Source organism: Microvirga calopogonii (assembly GCF_003347665.1).
Taxonomy (GTDB): Bacteria; Pseudomonadota; Alphaproteobacteria; order Rhizobiales; family Beijerinckiaceae; genus Microvirga; species Microvirga calopogonii.
Map to the genome: position 1 here is coordinate 6,819 of NZ_QDGA01000022.1, position 15,260 is coordinate 22,078.

Annotated in this window: 9 protein-coding genes and 1 pseudogene; 8 read left to right on the top strand and 2 right to left on the bottom strand. The window is 60.5% G+C overall.

Features of this window, described 5'->3' with window-relative positions; genetic code table 11:
• The 4 genes and pseudogenes from DDF70_RS36660 to DDF70_RS17335 form a co-directional block, all read left to right on the top strand.
• A pseudogene (locus tag DDF70_RS36660) lies at positions 1-1,300 on the top strand (amidase family protein); the annotation flags it as partial.
• A 682-nt stretch (positions 1,301-1,982) separates the two neighbouring features.
• Positions 1,983-2,906, top strand: a complete 924-nt coding sequence (locus tag DDF70_RS17325; RefSeq protein ID WP_114946111.1) for a hypothetical protein — start codon at positions 1,983-1,985, stop codon at positions 2,904-2,906.
• A 578-nt stretch (positions 2,907-3,484) separates the two neighbouring features.
• Positions 3,485-4,897 carry a mannose-1-phosphate guanylyltransferase/mannose-6-phosphate isomerase gene (locus DDF70_RS17330; RefSeq protein ID WP_114946112.1) on the top strand — a complete coding sequence of 471 codons (1,413 nt, stop codon included), beginning with the start codon at positions 3,485-3,487 and terminating at the stop codon, positions 4,895-4,897.
• A 564-nt stretch (positions 4,898-5,461) separates the two neighbouring features.
• Complete coding sequence (locus tag DDF70_RS17335) at positions 5,462-6,364, top strand: glycosyltransferase family 2 protein (protein WP_114946113.1); 903 nt, start codon at positions 5,462-5,464, stop codon at positions 6,362-6,364.
• A 30-nt stretch (positions 6,365-6,394) separates the two neighbouring features.
• Here DDF70_RS17335 and DDF70_RS17340 read toward each other — a convergent pair whose 3' ends face one another.
• A complete protein-coding gene (locus DDF70_RS17340) occupies positions 6,395-7,831 on the bottom strand; it encodes a phosphomannomutase (RefSeq protein WP_114946114.1) in 1,437 nt (478 codons plus the stop codon).
• Between the two features lie 242 nt (positions 7,832-8,073).
• Between DDF70_RS17340 and DDF70_RS17345 the strand changes: the two genes are divergently transcribed.
• A complete protein-coding gene (locus DDF70_RS17345; protein ID WP_114946115.1) occupies positions 8,074-9,435 on the top strand; it encodes a nucleotide sugar dehydrogenase in 1,362 nt (453 codons plus the stop codon).
• Between the two features lie 484 nt (positions 9,436-9,919).
• Complete coding sequence (locus tag DDF70_RS17350; protein WP_162820463.1) at positions 9,920-10,888, top strand: hypothetical protein; 969 nt, start codon at positions 9,920-9,922, stop codon at positions 10,886-10,888.
• Between the two features lie 379 nt (positions 10,889-11,267).
• On the opposite strand, the gene DDF70_RS36665 is transcribed toward DDF70_RS17350, so the two are convergent.
• Complete coding sequence (locus tag DDF70_RS36665; protein WP_162820464.1) at positions 11,268-11,471, bottom strand: hypothetical protein; 204 nt, start codon at positions 11,469-11,471, stop codon at positions 11,268-11,270.
• A gap of 63 nt (positions 11,472-11,534) precedes the next feature.
• On the opposite strand from DDF70_RS36665, the gene DDF70_RS17355 reads away from it, so the two are divergent.
• Both DDF70_RS17355 and DDF70_RS17360 read left to right on the top strand, forming a co-directional pair.
• Positions 11,535-12,563, top strand: coding sequence for a hypothetical protein (locus DDF70_RS17355; RefSeq protein ID WP_114946117.1), 1,029 nt, complete (start codon positions 11,535-11,537; stop codon positions 12,561-12,563).
• Positions 12,564-12,807: 244 nt separating this feature from the next.
• Positions 12,808-14,835: an AAA family ATPase gene (locus DDF70_RS17360; protein ID WP_162820465.1), complete on the top strand. Its 2,028-nt coding sequence runs from the start codon at positions 12,808-12,810 to the stop codon at positions 14,833-14,835.
• The last annotated feature ends 425 nt before the right edge of the window (positions 14,836-15,260 follow it).

Consider the following 15,260-nt stretch of genomic DNA (forward strand, 5'->3'; position numbering starts at 1 on the left):
CTCCTACGCGGTCGAGGTGAAAGCCACTGACACCGCAGGTCTCGGCGAGATCACCTCGCCTACGTTCAATCTGGCCATCACGGACGTAAAGGAAGACGCCGGCAACAAGGCCCCGACGGCGGCAAGCCTGGTCAACCCGGTCCTCTCGACGCCAGAGAATGGCGCCGCTTTGAAGGTCGCGGACATCGCTGTGGTGGACGACGGGCTCGGCACCAACACCCTGTCGCTGGTCGGGGCGGATGCCGTCCAGTTCGAGATCCGCGACGGTGCCAGCGGCAAAGAGCTGTGGTTCAAGGGCGGGGCCGACTTCGAGGCCAAGAACTCCTACGCGGTCGAGGTGAAAGCCACTGACACCGCAGGTCTCGGCGAGATCACCTCGCCTACGTTCAATCTGGCCATCACAGATGTGAAAGAAGATACAGCGGCCTTCAACTTCAAGCTGACCGATGCCACCTTCACCTTCACCGACTCCAAGGTCGTAATCGACGGTCCCGGAGGACAGCACTTTGTCCTCTCTGACTTCAAGCACTTCCAGTTCATAGATGGCAGTGTGGATGAGGCGGACGGCAATGCATTGGTAGATGACCTCTTTTACTACGCTCACAATGTGGACGTGTGGAACGCCCACGTTGATGCCGATGCACACTATGCGCAATTTGGGTGGAAGGAGGGCCGTGATCCGAATGCTGTGTTCTCCACCGTCACCTACCTCGGAGCCAACAAGGATGTGGCTGCCGCTGGCATCAACCCGGTTGAGCACTATCACCAGTTTGGCTGGAAGGAGGGGCGGGACGCGTCAATCAACTTCGACACCACGCTTTATCTGCAGCACAATCCCGACGTGAAGGCGGCCGGCATCGATCCGCTCGAGCATTACCTTGCCTTCGGCCGCTCTGAGGGCCGTCAGGCCTACGAGGCGGTTGGCCTGAACGTCAAGGGCGCCTTTGACGCCGAGTACTATCTCCTCGCCAACCCGGATGTGGGCGCCGCCGGAGTTGACCCACTCACGCACTACAATACCTCTGGCTGGAAGGAAGGACGCGATCCAAATGCCTTCTTCGACACCTCAGCCTATCTTTCCACCTACAGCGATGTGGCGGCCGCCGGGGTCAACCCACTCGATCACTACAACGCGTTCGGCTGGAAGGAAGGACGCGATCCTTCACCCGAGTTCGACACGAACGCCTATCTGACCGCTTATGCAGATGTGGCAAAGGCCGGAGTTAACCCGCTGCAGCACTACCTACAGTTCGGCATCTACGAGGGACGCTCCGGCTTCAGCGACAGCATCATCGGGTAGACAAGCCCTCGTCAGCACTCGTCAAACGATAACCGAAACAGGTGATGCAGGGTTTTCATGCTGCACCACCTGTTTCGGTCCCACATGCCGACCCTTATCCACGGCCGAAATAATAAGGAGTGGGACTCAATTGCGTCCCAGACAATGCAGCGCATCGTCGAGGCGAGTTGTCGCTTCTGCCGCGGCCCTCAGCTTCGGCGCGCCGTACGGGTTGCAAGCCAGCGCCTTTGTACAAAGTGCAAGGCCTCTCGCGAAGGACTGCTCTGGACCGGACATACTCCGGGCTCAATGCCTATGGTTGTCCCCCGCTGAGATCAACTCCGTGCCGAGCGGCCCTCCCGCCAAGACCCGCAACCCGCACGGCTGCTGTGTTGCTTTATCCTACGATGCTATCGCTGAACCGAGGCCGCCCCTGGTAGAGGCCGAACCTTAGATAATGTCCGAGCGGATTGACACCAGCCGCCGCCACATCGGGGTATGCCGAGAGATAGCATAGAGTGCCGCGACACTCAGCTTATTACCTTTCTTTGCTAGCCGAGCTCAGCGACTACCCAAAATATCAACGATCTTACCAGGCCTCAAATCATGATTTTCAATGCTGCCTAGCGTATAATCAGCGTCTGTGCATGAAACCCAAGCGGATAAGCTTAGCCATTTTCCGTGCATCTGCGGAGGAAATGCAATGTTTTATTATGATGACGTTTACTATTCAGACGACCCGCTCTCCTATAGTGATCCATATTATGATTTCGCTCTTGGCTTCTCATTCTATGAATCTCCAGTCGACGTCGCATACGACGATTACTATGATAGCTATTACGCCTTCGACCCAGTCATCGACTGGTCATCCCCCCTTTCGCCCACCTACAATCTTCTGGTGGACGATGCTTTCTATCTGCGAACCTACCCTGACGTGGCCGCGGCAGGTATTGATCCGGATGTTCACTATGCCACTTGGGGTTGGCTCGAGGGGCGGGACCCCAATGCCTTCTTCAGCACGGACGGCTACCTTTCAGCCAACATCGATGTCGATTTGGCCGGAATCGACCCGCTAGATCACTATGCATCCGTCGGCTGGCAAGAAGGGCGTGACCCAAGCGTCGGGTTCGACAATGAGCTCTATCTGCAGACGAATCCAGATGTGGCCGCAGCAGGCATCAACCCGCTAGAGCATTATCTCGTCTTCGGGCGGGCGGAGGGCCGCGAGATCTATGCCACCATCGGCCCTGACATTGCGCCGAACGCCTTCGACTTCGAATATTATCTTCTTGGCAATCCCGATGTCGGGTTCTTTGGACCGCCCAACCCGCTGACACATTACAATTCCAACGGCTGGCAGGAGGGCCGTGATCCCAGTGCGTACTTTGATACCAGCGATTACCTGCAGGCCTACAGGGATGTCGCAGCCGCCGGCATCAACCCTCTTGACCACTTTGATACCTATGGTTGGCGAGAGGGCCGCGATCCGAGTATATGGTTTGACACGAAAGCCTATCTGGCAGCCAATCCCGATGTCGCAGCTGCGGGCATCAACCCTCTAACCCACTTCCTGCAATTTGGCGTTTACGAGGGCCGCCTCCCCCTAGGAGACGGTATCTTGGCGTAGAGATCCCGTAAGGATTTTACCCTTGTCCACCGACGGTATGGAGGTCCTTCTTCGTCTGGAGTGCTGGAGACATGTGCTTTGACCGCGATCCAGCAATGCGGCGGCCTTTGGGTTTCTCCGCTGCTACTTCAAAGCCCAGATTGTCTGGTTTAAACCATGATATCAGCAGAGACGATTAGCCAAACCTTGAACACTTCGAACGGCGGTTCGGTGCGGTGATGATGTTGGCAGTCGCCGCATCAGATTGACCGCCGGCAGTGCTGTATCGGACATATCTCCTGCCCGATGTCGTTGTATCCGGGTGAGCATCGCGGGTCGCACTTGGCATGACTGTTGGAGCACGCTGGATCCCGCCCATCTTCATCCATCAGTTCGCGCGCGCCACGACCTAATGGATTACCCCGAAGGCGTATAGCATCCTCTCGATGCAGCTCTGCCTATACTTTCCACTCCGAACTAATACCTCGGATGCGGCGGAGCATCGGAGAGATCGGAATGTTAAAGTTTCTCGCTGGTGTGCAGATTGCTCGTAATCGCAGCATCGCCACCGAGGTCTTCTTTATCTAGGGCTCGTCATTATGGCACAAAAGATCGTTCCTCTCATCATGTGCGGCGGCGCCGGAACCCGTTTGTGGCCAGCCTCCCGTGAGCGAGCGCCTAAGCAGTTCATCAATCTGCTTGGAAAGCATTCGAGTTTCCAAGAGACGATCCTTCGGGTTACAGACTCTGAGCTTTTCGCTGAACCTGTTGTGATCACAAATCGTGCCTACAGCCACATGGTTGCGGACCAACTTCAAGAACTTGGCATCCAGGCCGATATTCTCCTGGAGCCCATGCAGCGCGACTCTGGACCAGCGATTGCGGCAGGCGCGAGTTACGTGGCTCAGCGCGATCCAAAGGCTCTGGTCCTCGTTTTAGCCGCCGACCACGTCGTGCGAGACGTAGCGGCCTTCCGCGGTGCGGTTCAAGCCGCGGCAAGACAAGCCGAGGTCGGAAACATCGTTACGTTCGGCATTGTCCCTGATCATCCGGCAACGGGCTATGGCTATATCAAGCGGGGGATCGAACTGGACCCATGTGGTCTCTGCCAAGTCGAGGCCTTCGTTGAAAAACCTGATGAGGAAACCGCGAGGCGCTACCTTGAAGCGGGCTACCTTTGGAATTCCGGCAACTTCCTCTTCCGATCGGATCTCGTGCTATCAGAATATGAGCGGTTCGACCCGACAACGGTTGCCGCGGCGCGACGCGCTGTGACAGATGCTAGTCAGGACCTCGGATGCAGTATTCTAAATCAGGAGGCATTTGGCACCTGCATAGCCCAATCCTTTGATTTCGCTGTATTGGAGAAAGCGGACTGCATCGCCGTCATGCCGGTCGATATGGGATGGTCAGATGTGGGCTCGTGGCATGCCGTGTGGCAGCTCACCGACAAGGATCAAAACGGGAATGCATCAAAAGGCGAAGCCGTGTTTCTCGATGCCAAGGACAACTTCGTCTCAAGCGAAGATCTTGTCTGTGTCGTCGGCGTCGACAATCTCGCGGTCATTTCGACCAGAGACGCCACGCTCGTATACGATCGTCGCAAGGGCGATAAGGTGCGCACCCTTGTCAAGACGCTAAAGAGTGAAGGACGCAAAGAGGTTGAGGAGCATCTCAGGGTGTTCCGCCCGTGGGGCTCCTACCAGTCACTTGATCTTGGGCCCCGTTATCAGGTCAAACGGATCATGGTCAAACCCGGCGGACGTTTGTCACTGCAAAAACATTTCCATCGTGCGGAGCACTGGATCGTTGTGCGCGGAACGGCCCTCGTCACAATTGGGAACCAGGAAAGGATCCTGCATGAGAACGAGTCGACCTTCATCCCGATTGGGGAAGTCCATCGGCTCGAGAATCCGGGCAAGATCCCCTTGGAACTCATCGAAGTTCAAACTGGCAGCTACCTAGGAGAGGACGACATCGTGCGTCTTGACGATGTGTATCACCGCATCTGAGTGTCATGAGTGTCAGATCGACGCCTTCCCAAGGTTATGAACCGCCATAACGTAACAAGAGCACTGCATGAATTTGACTACAGGACAGTGCGAGTCCTGTTCTGCGACAGAAGCCAGCTAGTGCATGCGGATTGACCGCACGTGCAGCACGTTCTCCGAAGGCGATAGGAAAACCTATCGCTGAGGGAGACGACCTTACTCTCTGTGATTGCGACCCGTTTCAGGGAAGTGGCGGCCGCACCCCAAGGGGACATCAGCTACGGTGCCACGCTTTCGGTGCCGGTGGTCGGCCTTATCCGCTCAGGCTGAACGAGGCCCCTAAGACGTCCCTGCACCTCTTAGATTTGCTCCAGCACCACTGACGGCCTTCACGTCTCCTTGGCGCCACTAGGAAGGATGCATGTTCCCTGACGGGCTCTGGCTTCGCCCGCGGTCCCAAGGTCGGGACTTGGCCCAATGCGGGTGCAAGGCCAAGCTCGAATGGCGCCACTCTGATTGACACGCCTGAGCTTGCCCACCTTCCGCTAACCATCTATTGGGGCGGACTGCTTTTGGAGAGCTCGAATGCGCGTTCTGGCCGTCGCCGTCGCTTACAATCCCGACACGGAGCTGCTGACCCGGGTTCTGCAATCCGTGGCGGCCCAAGTTCAAGGGATCGTGGTGGTCGACAACGGCTCGGCGAACGCCGTTAAGGTGAGAGATGTCGCATCGAGTACCGGAAGCCAGGTCATCCACAATGAACAGAATCTGGGCATTGCTAGAGCTCAGAACCAAGGCGTTGCCATGGCGCGATCCCAGGGCTACTCGCATGTCCTGTTGCTTGACCAGGATACGGTTCTGGCGCCGGGTGTCGTGGCGGATTTGTCGAATAATCTGACGGCTATCGAGAAGGAGCATGGCTGCATAGGCGCCATCGGACCTGCCTATTATGAACTCAACAGCCAACGCCAGACGAGAGCCTATCGGGCCAGGGGGCTGCGACTATCGCGACTTTCACTCGCAGAGCGGGACCATCCCTTAGAGAGCGATTTCATCATTGCTTCTGGCTCTCTCATTCCACTTTCCGTTCTGGAAACGGTAGGTGGCTTCAAAGAAGATCTTTTCATCGACTTGGTCGATGTGGAATGGTGCTTCCGGGCGAGGACCGCCGGTTATAGATGCTTCCTTTCGCCCAGTGCCACTGTAGACCACCGGCTTGGCACCGGGACGACCCGGTTAGGTTCACGTCAAATAGCCGTGCATGCCCCGATTAGGAACTACTACTGGGTCAGGAATGCGCTCTGGCTAGCGCGTCAGCCCAGCACACCTCCGGCTTGGAGGCTCTATTTCATCAGCAGGAGCCTGGGCTTCTTGGTTGCTTATACCACTCTCGCCGACAACCGAATCTCGCGGCTCCAACTCATCTGCCGCGGGATGTGGGACAGCGTCAACAACCGACTTGGCCACCTCGGGCAGAAATCGGTTTAACCATGCGTAGAGTTGAGTTTGTTCCTGTGCTCACCCAACCCATCGCTTGGCCTCGGCGAGCCCCCAGTTTAGGAGGCTCTCGGCTCGTGCCGGAGTCATGGCTTCGACATAGACGCGCAGTTCCGGCGCATTGCCGGAAGGCCTGAAGTGCACGACCTCACCGTTCCTCCCGGTAATTCGCAGTCCATCGCGGGTGTTGATTCGATCCGCGCCACCTAAAGGTGCCATCAGATCTGACAGGAACGCGTCATCATGCTGGAGCCTGGAAACGAAAGCGGCGCTCTTGTCTGACGCAATCCGTTCCAGACGGTTGCTAGCTGCTGCCTTGAAGGAAAAGGCCTGCGCGATCGCGGCGAGAGGCTTGCCCTGAGTGATAATCACTTCAAGAGCACACAGGAGGGGCAGCATGGCATCCCGAGTTGGGAGGGCTGTGAGCGTGCGGCCTGCTCGCACAAACTCGGAACCAAGCAGGACGCCGCCATTGGCCTCGAAACCGACGATGGCCTGGGCTCCGGACTGCGCCGCCTCCTTCATCCCCTCGATGACATAGGGTGAGCCTACGCGAGTGCGAATTACTGTTCTAAAGGCACCGGCTGATTCCAGCGCAGAATTGGAGGTCACCGGCGTCACGACAGCATCAGCGCCCAAAGACTTGGCGGTAATCGCTCCAACCAGGTCGCCTCTCAGGAAGGCGCCACCTGCATCCGAAACGAGAGGGCGATCCGCATCGCCGTCGGTTGAGACAATGGCATCGAGCGTCTGCTTGTTGGCCCATTGCCGCGCCAGTACCTCATCCTCATCGCGAAGGGCCTCAGTGTCGACGGGAATGAATTGCGTGGCACGCCCCAGCGGCACTACCCGCGCGCCGAGGACTTCGAGGACTTCGACAATGATATCCCGAGCCACAGATGAGTGTTGATACACTCCCACCGTAAGGCCTGACAGCGCCCCTACCCCAAAGTAATCCAAGTAACGTGCCTTATAGGCGGCAACAGGGTCGGTATCCGCCGCTTCCGCACGGATCTTCCAGGCATTGTCTGGCAGGTGCAGAATCCTCTGCTTGCTATGCCAGGCGAGAATACGAGCCTCATCCTGTTTGTCGATCTCACCCTGCGCCCGGTAGAATTTCAGGCCGTTGCGATCCTCCGGAATATGGCTCCCAGTAACCATGATCGCTGGCAGGCCGAAGCGCTTGCCATGGTAAGCGAGCGCTGGGGTTGGAAGAGCACCACAATCAACGGCGACAAGCCCCGCGTCTTGCAAGGCTGCACAACACAACTGTGCGATGCTGGGGCTGCTCGCGCGCAGGTCCCTCCCGACCAGCACCTTGCGCTGCGAGGTCGCAGCCGAGCCATCCTCCTTCAGCAGTTCGGCGAAGGCCCGGGTATAAGCGAACGCGGGGACTCCATTTAGTTCGGTGACGAGACCCCGCAGTCCGCTTGTTCCAAATTTGAGTGATGACGCCATATCCCTGGTTGCTCCGCTCGTCCATGCTGATGTCGCTAGCAGTCAGGCCGCTCCAGCGAATGATCTTGGCAATGGTATCCTGATGTTCGCCCCAAGATAGTCCCCTAGAAAGAGTAATCCTCCTCCCGTAGACCTGTCGCTGGTGCCTGCAAGCGCACCGTCGCGGGGCAAAGGGTGCGGAGTCATCTTGACGTGGCCCGCTCTTCCTTCCAGAAGTCCGCAAACGATCTCTGGGAATTCCTATGCCCACCCATCATCCGAGCGATGCCGAACACGCTGCCGATGTTCCGGCGTTGCTGGCGCGCATCCAGGCTCGCCAAGCGCGCATCGGAATCCTCGGCCTTGGTTATGTCGGCCTGCCCTTGGCCCTCACGGCCGCCAGGGCCGGTTTTTCCGTACTCGGCTTCGACATCAACCCGTCCTATGTCGCGCGGCTCAATGGCGGCGAGAGCACAATCAAGCATATCCCTTCCTCCCTTGTCGCCGAGGCTGTCATAGCCCATCGCCTGGAGGCCACCACGGATTTCAGCCGTCTTGACGAGCCCGACGCCCTCCTGATTTGCGTGCCGACACCTCTCACCAAGTACCGTGAACCTGACCTGTCCTATGTCAAGACGACGGCGCGGGCCATCGCTGCCCGGTTGCGCCCAGGGCAGCTGATCGTTCTGGAGTCCACCACCTATCCCGGCACGACGGATGAAGTGCTCAGACCCTTGTTCGAGGCCACAGGGCTCACTAGCGGCAAAGACTTCTTCCTCGCCTTCTCGCCCGAACGCGAGGACCCCGGCAATCCGGATTTCGCCACATCCACCATTCCGAAGGTGATCGGCGGCGATGGCCCCGACGCACTTGCCCTCGCCAATTCCCTCTACAGCGAATTTGTGGCCACCACCGTTCCGGTATCCTCCACGGCCACGGCCGAGGCCGTCAAGCTGACTGAGAATATTTTCAGAGCGGTCAACATTGCCCTCGTGAACGAGCTCAAGGTGGTCTATTCCGCCATGGGTATCGACATCTGGGAGGTGATTGAGGCCGCCAAGACCAAGCCCTTCGGTTTCATGCCATTCTATCCTGGCCCGGGTCTTGGCGGGCACTGCATCCCAATCGATCCGTTCTATCTCACCTGGAAGGCGCGGGAGTTCGACATCACCACCCGGTTCATTGAACTCGCCGGTGAGATCAACACCCACATGCCCTATTATGTGGTCGACCGACTTGCCGGGGCGGTCGACGAGCGCGGCGTCCCCTTCAGCCGAGCGGCCATCCTGATCCTCGGGGTCGCCTACAAGAAAAACGTTGATGACATGCGGGAAAGCCCGTCCCTGAAGCTGATCGAATTGATCGAAGCCCGCGGCGCGCGCGTCGACTATCACGACCCGCACGTGCCGGAACTGCCACCAACGCGCAAGCATGCCCCTTTGGCCGGACGCCGCTCGATCCCTCTTACGCCCGAAATCCTGCGGACATACGACGCGGTTCTGATCGCCACCGATCACGACGCCGTTGATTACCGCTCGGTTGTCGAGAATGCGGCACTCGTGATCGACACCCGCAATGCCTGCGCCAAGGCCGGCATCGTGAGCAGCCGGGTCATTAAGGCCTGACTGCAAGGCTCTAAGAGCGATCTGCACATGCTCAGTTTGCTTACCGCAATGCCTCAGATCGCAGCGGCAGCTCCAGAGGCTCTCCCCCTTTGTTTCCAGCTGCTATGCAAGGAACAAATATCTCCCGGCTGAGCCACCGCAGGATAAATTCGAACAGGGCAACAAGATCCTAGACTGATGCTCAATCAGCGACCGAGGTGGCTCTTTCTTGCGATCTCATCACTTAGTCTAAGATGAGAAGCCTCGTCCGGACGGTTCAATCACCACGCCCCAAGGGAGAACTATCCTGAAGCGGGAGCTTGAGCCCTCCGACTCATCTGCCATAATGGCAGGAATCGCGAAGATTCATGTTGTCAAGTGCAAAATCTCGCAGGATGCTCTTCATCAAGCGCGTCGCAAACGATTTGCACGGTTCGGAGGCGGCGCACCACCTGCTCAGGCGGGGACCAACTTTCAAGCGTTCTGCCGTGCGAGGGGCATTCTCATGTTTGCCGAGATCGACGATATCAATGAGGCTGCGACAGTGCTGGCGACTGCTATGCGCAAGCGCGGGCTCGCCGATGACAGGCTGGTCCGCATCACCGCCCGTGACAGCGGCCTCGTCGAAGCTTGCGAGGGCAGCCCGACGGTGATGTGCGGTGCGCTGCGGCTGGTCACAGGAATGCTTGAAGATCCCGAGTTCCGGGCTCGGGCCCACGAGGAGGGACTTGCCCGGATCGAGCAGGCGAGGAAGATCGCCGGCCCTCTGAAGTCCAAGGTCAAGCCCTCATTGATTGCGCTCGGTTCGAAGCCGGATGCCCAACTTGAGCTGGTGCTTAAGGACCATGGTTTCAAATGCGTAAGCGCACCGGACGCTGAACCGGTCCTGTTCGTCGGAACCGCAGATGTGAGCCTCCTGCGGCCTCTGGTGCGCCTCGCTGGCGGCACCATTGGCACCTACAAGGCCCCGGCGGCTGCCATAGGGCTTGAACCGCCCGCGGCTATCTCCAATGAAAGTGAGCCGCGACAGACCATCCTGGATTGTTCACAGGCCGAGGCGACCCAAAACAGCTGCGAGCCGGAAGAAGCGGCTCCCCACGTGACGAGGGAGCCTCTGGAGAGCCAGACATCGTCGGTCGACGAAATCTTGGCTGACCTCTACGAAGCGTGCACTGACGAGGTGGTCCCGAAGGCCTCCTCCCCTCTCAATCCTCCGAGCGCGCCATCCGCCCTCGGACCTGAAGAGCGTGCTATCGCGGCTTGGAACCGCCGCGAGGCCCCGCCCCGCTCTTCGATCACTGGTCCGACGGATCCCGACCGCCGATCTGTTCCGAGGACGCTTCAGGATGCATTTGCTCCGGCGCTCGACAGTCTTGGCCGTTACGCCGTGGGCGTTGTGCACGGATCCGACGATCCGCGATTCGCGGATCCCGGGCCCGTGGCGGGAAAGACGAAGACGGAAGAAATCGCCTGATGGCCCCGGCGGGCTCTTACTCTCTCCGCAGTCAGATCAGGTCAGAGCCCGTCGCGAGCCTCGGCCAGAAGAATGCGGCGAACAGGGGCAGTATGCCAAGGCCGCGACCGGTTGCGCAGCGTGGATCAGGCCCTACCGACAAGCTGTGATCTGGGCCGTCCCAGGGAGGCCTCATGCATGGGCATCAGGAGCACGGCTGCCGGGCAACGCGAAACGCTTTGCGGGCAGGCAGGATTTCGTTAACCAACGCCTAAGAATGCGGCTTGCCGTCTCGGAATATGTGGATATCTTGGAGAATGCAGTCCCAACTGCTGGTCAGCCCTCACAAGGGGCGGCCGCTACGGGTGGTAGGACACCGGTAGCGACCTGACCATAACCCTCATCTCAGGAACAGATGATGATTACGGCTATCCTTGCTCTTAGCGCCTTCCGCCGAGTCGCGGAAGCCCTGATTGACTCCATCGGCCCCATGAGGCTCATGGCCCTCTCCTTCCTTGTCGGCAAAGCGCTGCGCGGTCCCCGGCTCCCGGCCTGATCTCCCGCCGCCTTCATCAACAATCCCTCGTGACAGGCTGACGCGCATCGTGCGCGCCTCTTTGGCTCGCCCGGTGCGCTGGCCTGATCGCAGCTGACAAGGAACAACATCATGTCGCTTTCTTCCATCCTGCGCTCCATGCGCAGGCTGATCACACCTGTCATCCCTGAGCAGACCGCCTCCCGGCCATGCTCTATGGTCCCCGTGCAGGTGACACTGCTCACCGACCAGCCGGGCGGCGCCCGCCTCATCACGACGCCGACCAGCGGATTGGTCGTCGGCATAGCGCCGGTGACCGACGCCCCCATTCTGCTCACCCGGACCCTTTTCCAGCGCCCCCTCTGCTACGCCCTGTTCCACCGGGGAGCATTGCGGGAACTCGGCATCGATGGTGTCGATGCTCCCGAGGCCAGGATCGGCGAGACCATGTGGCCGCTTAGGCGTTTCGAGGAGCACTTCAACGCCCCGCCCCTTCCCATTGAGGAGCTCCTGCTGGTCGCTTCCCGAGACGAGGACGGCTTTGGCCGGGACGAGATTGTGGCCCTGCAGGAGATCCTGACGGAGCGCGCCGTCAGGGCGGGCCGCTATGAGGTGACTGGCGCCCCGCCCACCCGATCCTGGCTGCGTCAAGTCCAGCCTCAGCTCGTCGAGCATTGGCTGGCCGATCTCAGGCCTATGCTTATCAGCGCAGGTTGCGACATGTTCGAGCCGCGACGGGCCGTGCTCGTTCCGCGTCATATGGCACGGCCAATCCCGGCGCATGAGCCTATCCCACAGGCCCAGGCGGCTCTACCGCCCCTGCCCTCCGGCTTCACGGTTGACGTGCCGGAGGACCTTCTCTCCCATCCCGAAGCCCGACGCTACAGGCTCACCTTCAACGGGGCCTCGGCACAAGCCCGCGTGATCGGACCCTGGACCGTGCTGGAGAAAGGCTCGTTCGTTGCCGGCGAGGACCGCTTAGGCATCCAGCCATGTCTCGCCAACAAGCGACGGCTGATGCAGGAGCGCGGCGTTCTGCGGCCTGCGGCCCGCCAAGGCCTCCTGCGCGTCACCCGGCATGTGGCCCTGCCCTCGCTCACCAATGCGGGCCGCGTGGTGACCGGCGGCAACGGGCCCAAAGACCTCTGGGACGCAGCCTGAGAACTCGTGGCCTGCGTGAGCAGGCCACCCCCTCCCTTCGATTTCATCGCAACGCCGCGCGTAATCCCGCGCTGGCGCTTGCCGGAGCACATCCATGCGAACCTCCTCCACTGTCAACCACCAGCCCAGTTCCAGCCGGGAACAGTCCTCCTGCGGATGTGCCAATCGGCCCGAACCCCCGTACCCTGACCTCCCGCCGCTGAAGGAACCGGATTCGGACCCGGCCTTCGAGGAGAGCGGAGCGTTGCAGCCTGGTGCCGCAACCGTCGAGACGACCTCCTTCAATGACTTCATGGACCTTGCCTCCAAGACTGCCCCTCGACGCGGCAGCTCCTCGCTGTCCCACCAGACGAGCCTTTCGCCCACGCAGCTCATCGCCCGTGCCGCGGTCAAGGCAGCGCTCAGCCGCGCCGCCTTAAGAGGTTTGCGCGACAGGAGGGCAATCGTTATCGTCCTGCAAGTGCCGAGTGCGGCCTGGGTGGAGCCGGTCCAGGATGCGATAGCAAATCTGGCCGTGGGCCGTGTCGAGGTGATTGGGGCAGCCTATCGGGAGAAGTCCACATCGGATAACCGCGAGGACAGTGCCTTGCACGCAATGTCGTTGGGGCGTCCGGTTATCGGCATCGCGCCGTCCATGGCGTTCCTCCCGCAGGTCCTGGTGGCGGCGGCCGATCATACCCTCGCAATCCCGCCATTGAGCCCTGCTCTCGTGGGTCAGGTGATTGCGAAGTGGTGCGGTGTCAGGCGGCCCCCACTCGTGCGAGCGGAGCATTTGGCGGGCCTTGACCTACGCGACGTGGCAGCGGTACTGCGCTGTGCTGGTACCACCACCTCCCCGCGCGCCTACCTGGCCCGATTGAAGCGCGCCGCGCGCCACCGGGTTGGCCCACCAGAGGCGGAGACGCTGCCCCCCCTCGCTGACCTGACTGGTTACGACGAGGCGAAGGTCTGGGCTGAAATGCTCGTGGCCGATATTGCCCGGGTTCGCGCTGGGGATCTCGATCCCCGCGAGCTTGAGGGCGCCCTCTTCTGGGGCAAGCCCGGCACCGGCAAGACACTCCTGGCAAGAGTTCTGTCAGCAGAGGCGGGCGTGCCGTTTCGTGCCACGAGCGTGGCCATGTGGTTCGGCAATTCCCCAGGCTATCTTAACGACATAATCAAGCAGATCGACCAATTCTGCGACGGTTTGTTGATGGCCGCTCGGAGCTCCTCAGCCCGAACGGCGGTCGGATTCGTAGACGAGCTTGATGCGCTTCCGAACCGAGCCAAGCTCTCGGACCGCAACAGCGACTTCTTCTCAGTTGTCGTCACGCACTGCCTCATGCGATGGGAGGAGTTGCGCCGGGCCGGCATTGTGCTGATCGCGGCCACGAACCATCCGGAAAATATCGATCCTGCCCTGCTACGTCCCGGGCGTTTCGACCGTCAGTTCGAGATCACGCCACCCGATGAACAGGGCCGTCTCGGGATATTGCGACAGCATCTGGGTCCTGATCTCGCAGCGGTCGATGTAACCCCTGCCGCGCGCCTGAGCTCAGGGGCCACGGGCGCGATGCTCGCCGGCTCTGTCAAGGCAGCCCGGCGCCGGGCACGCTCTTCCGGCCGCCCTATGAGTCTTGATGACCTCCTCTCCGAGATCGCACCGCCCGACGCTCGTCACCCTGATGAGATCCGCGCTGTGGCCATACATGAGGCAGCCCATGCCATTGTCGCCCACAGGCTCGGCCTGGCGGTGGTGCAGGTCACCGTTCAGCCTGCCGGCGATGCCGCAGGGGCAACCAGGCTGCGCCTCCTGACCGGTGTTCCCGGCCGCCAAGATCTGGAGCGGCGGGCGCTCGCACTGCTCTCCGGCCGCGCAGCAGACTCGCTCCTCGGCCGCGGTGCCAATGCCGGGGCGTCCCATGACCTACAAGAGGCCACACGAATCGTGACCAGCTTGCATGCTTCTCTCGGTCTCGGTGCGACTCTCGCGCACCGGATCGAGCCCGCAGAGGCAGAGCGCCTCCTGCAATGGGATCGGGAGGTGACCACCCTGGTCGAGCAGGACCTTCAGCATCTCATGCGGCAGGCCGAGGCCGTGGTATGGGCAAACCGGGAGGCGATCCTCGCAACGGCCGAACTCCTTGTGGTCCACCGTGTGTTGGTCGGCGACGAGGTGGCGGCCGTCGCAGCAGCGCATCCTCCGCGGGTACGCGTGAAGGCGGTGCGCCGTCAGCATCCCGCAATGCCCTCACCGGCGGAAGCAGGATGCAGTCCAGCGTGCCGCCAATAGCTTGGCCCACCGTGGACCTCCCACCCCACCCTGGACGTTCCAGCTTGCACGCCCGACCGTGCGTTGATCTTTGAATTGCCAGGGTATTGTTTGCCCACCGGCCCGATTGCACGTCGGTGGGCAGGCCGTTAAGCGGAGCCCACGCTGATGAACTGGACGCCGCATCTCTCCCCCCTACCGAGGGCTCAGAGAGCAGAGCGATCCTGAAGCGGGCGGTCGATATGGGCATGATTGGTCTCATACCGATTGTTCAGGACGGAAGGGCTGACGACGGTGCCCGCATTCTGCAATCGGAGGAATGCCGCGACTCGGCAAATCGCTCTCGGGCCGAGATTGCCGGCCCGCATGACCATAGGCATGGCTGCCACGCTCGCTTGGCACGATACCCAGCGGAAATCCGGTCCACCCACCCTCACAGCCGGGCC

Bases quoted from the DNA above. Each gene is read 5' to 3' on its own strand.
- DDF70_RS17325 (WP_114946111.1), top strand. From the start codon at position 1,983: ATGTTTTATTATGATGACGTTTACTATTCAGACGACCCGCTCTCCTAT.
- DDF70_RS17330 (WP_114946112.1), top strand. From the start codon at position 3,485: ATGGCACAAAAGATCGTTCCTCTCATCATGTGCGGCGGCGCCGGAACC.
- DDF70_RS17335 (WP_114946113.1), top strand. From the start codon at position 5,462: ATGCGCGTTCTGGCCGTCGCCGTCGCTTACAATCCCGACACGGAGCTG.
- DDF70_RS17340 (WP_114946114.1), bottom strand. From the start codon at position 7,831: ATGGCGTCATCACTCAAATTTGGAACAAGCGGACTGCGGGGTCTCGTC.
- DDF70_RS17345 (WP_114946115.1), top strand. From the start codon at position 8,074: ATGCCCACCCATCATCCGAGCGATGCCGAACACGCTGCCGATGTTCCG.
- DDF70_RS17350 (WP_162820463.1), top strand. From the start codon at position 9,920: ATGTTTGCCGAGATCGACGATATCAATGAGGCTGCGACAGTGCTGGCG.
- DDF70_RS36665 (WP_162820464.1), bottom strand. From the start codon at position 11,471: ATGCGCGTCAGCCTGTCACGAGGGATTGTTGATGAAGGCGGCGGGAGA.
- DDF70_RS17355 (WP_114946117.1), top strand. From the start codon at position 11,535: ATGTCGCTTTCTTCCATCCTGCGCTCCATGCGCAGGCTGATCACACCT.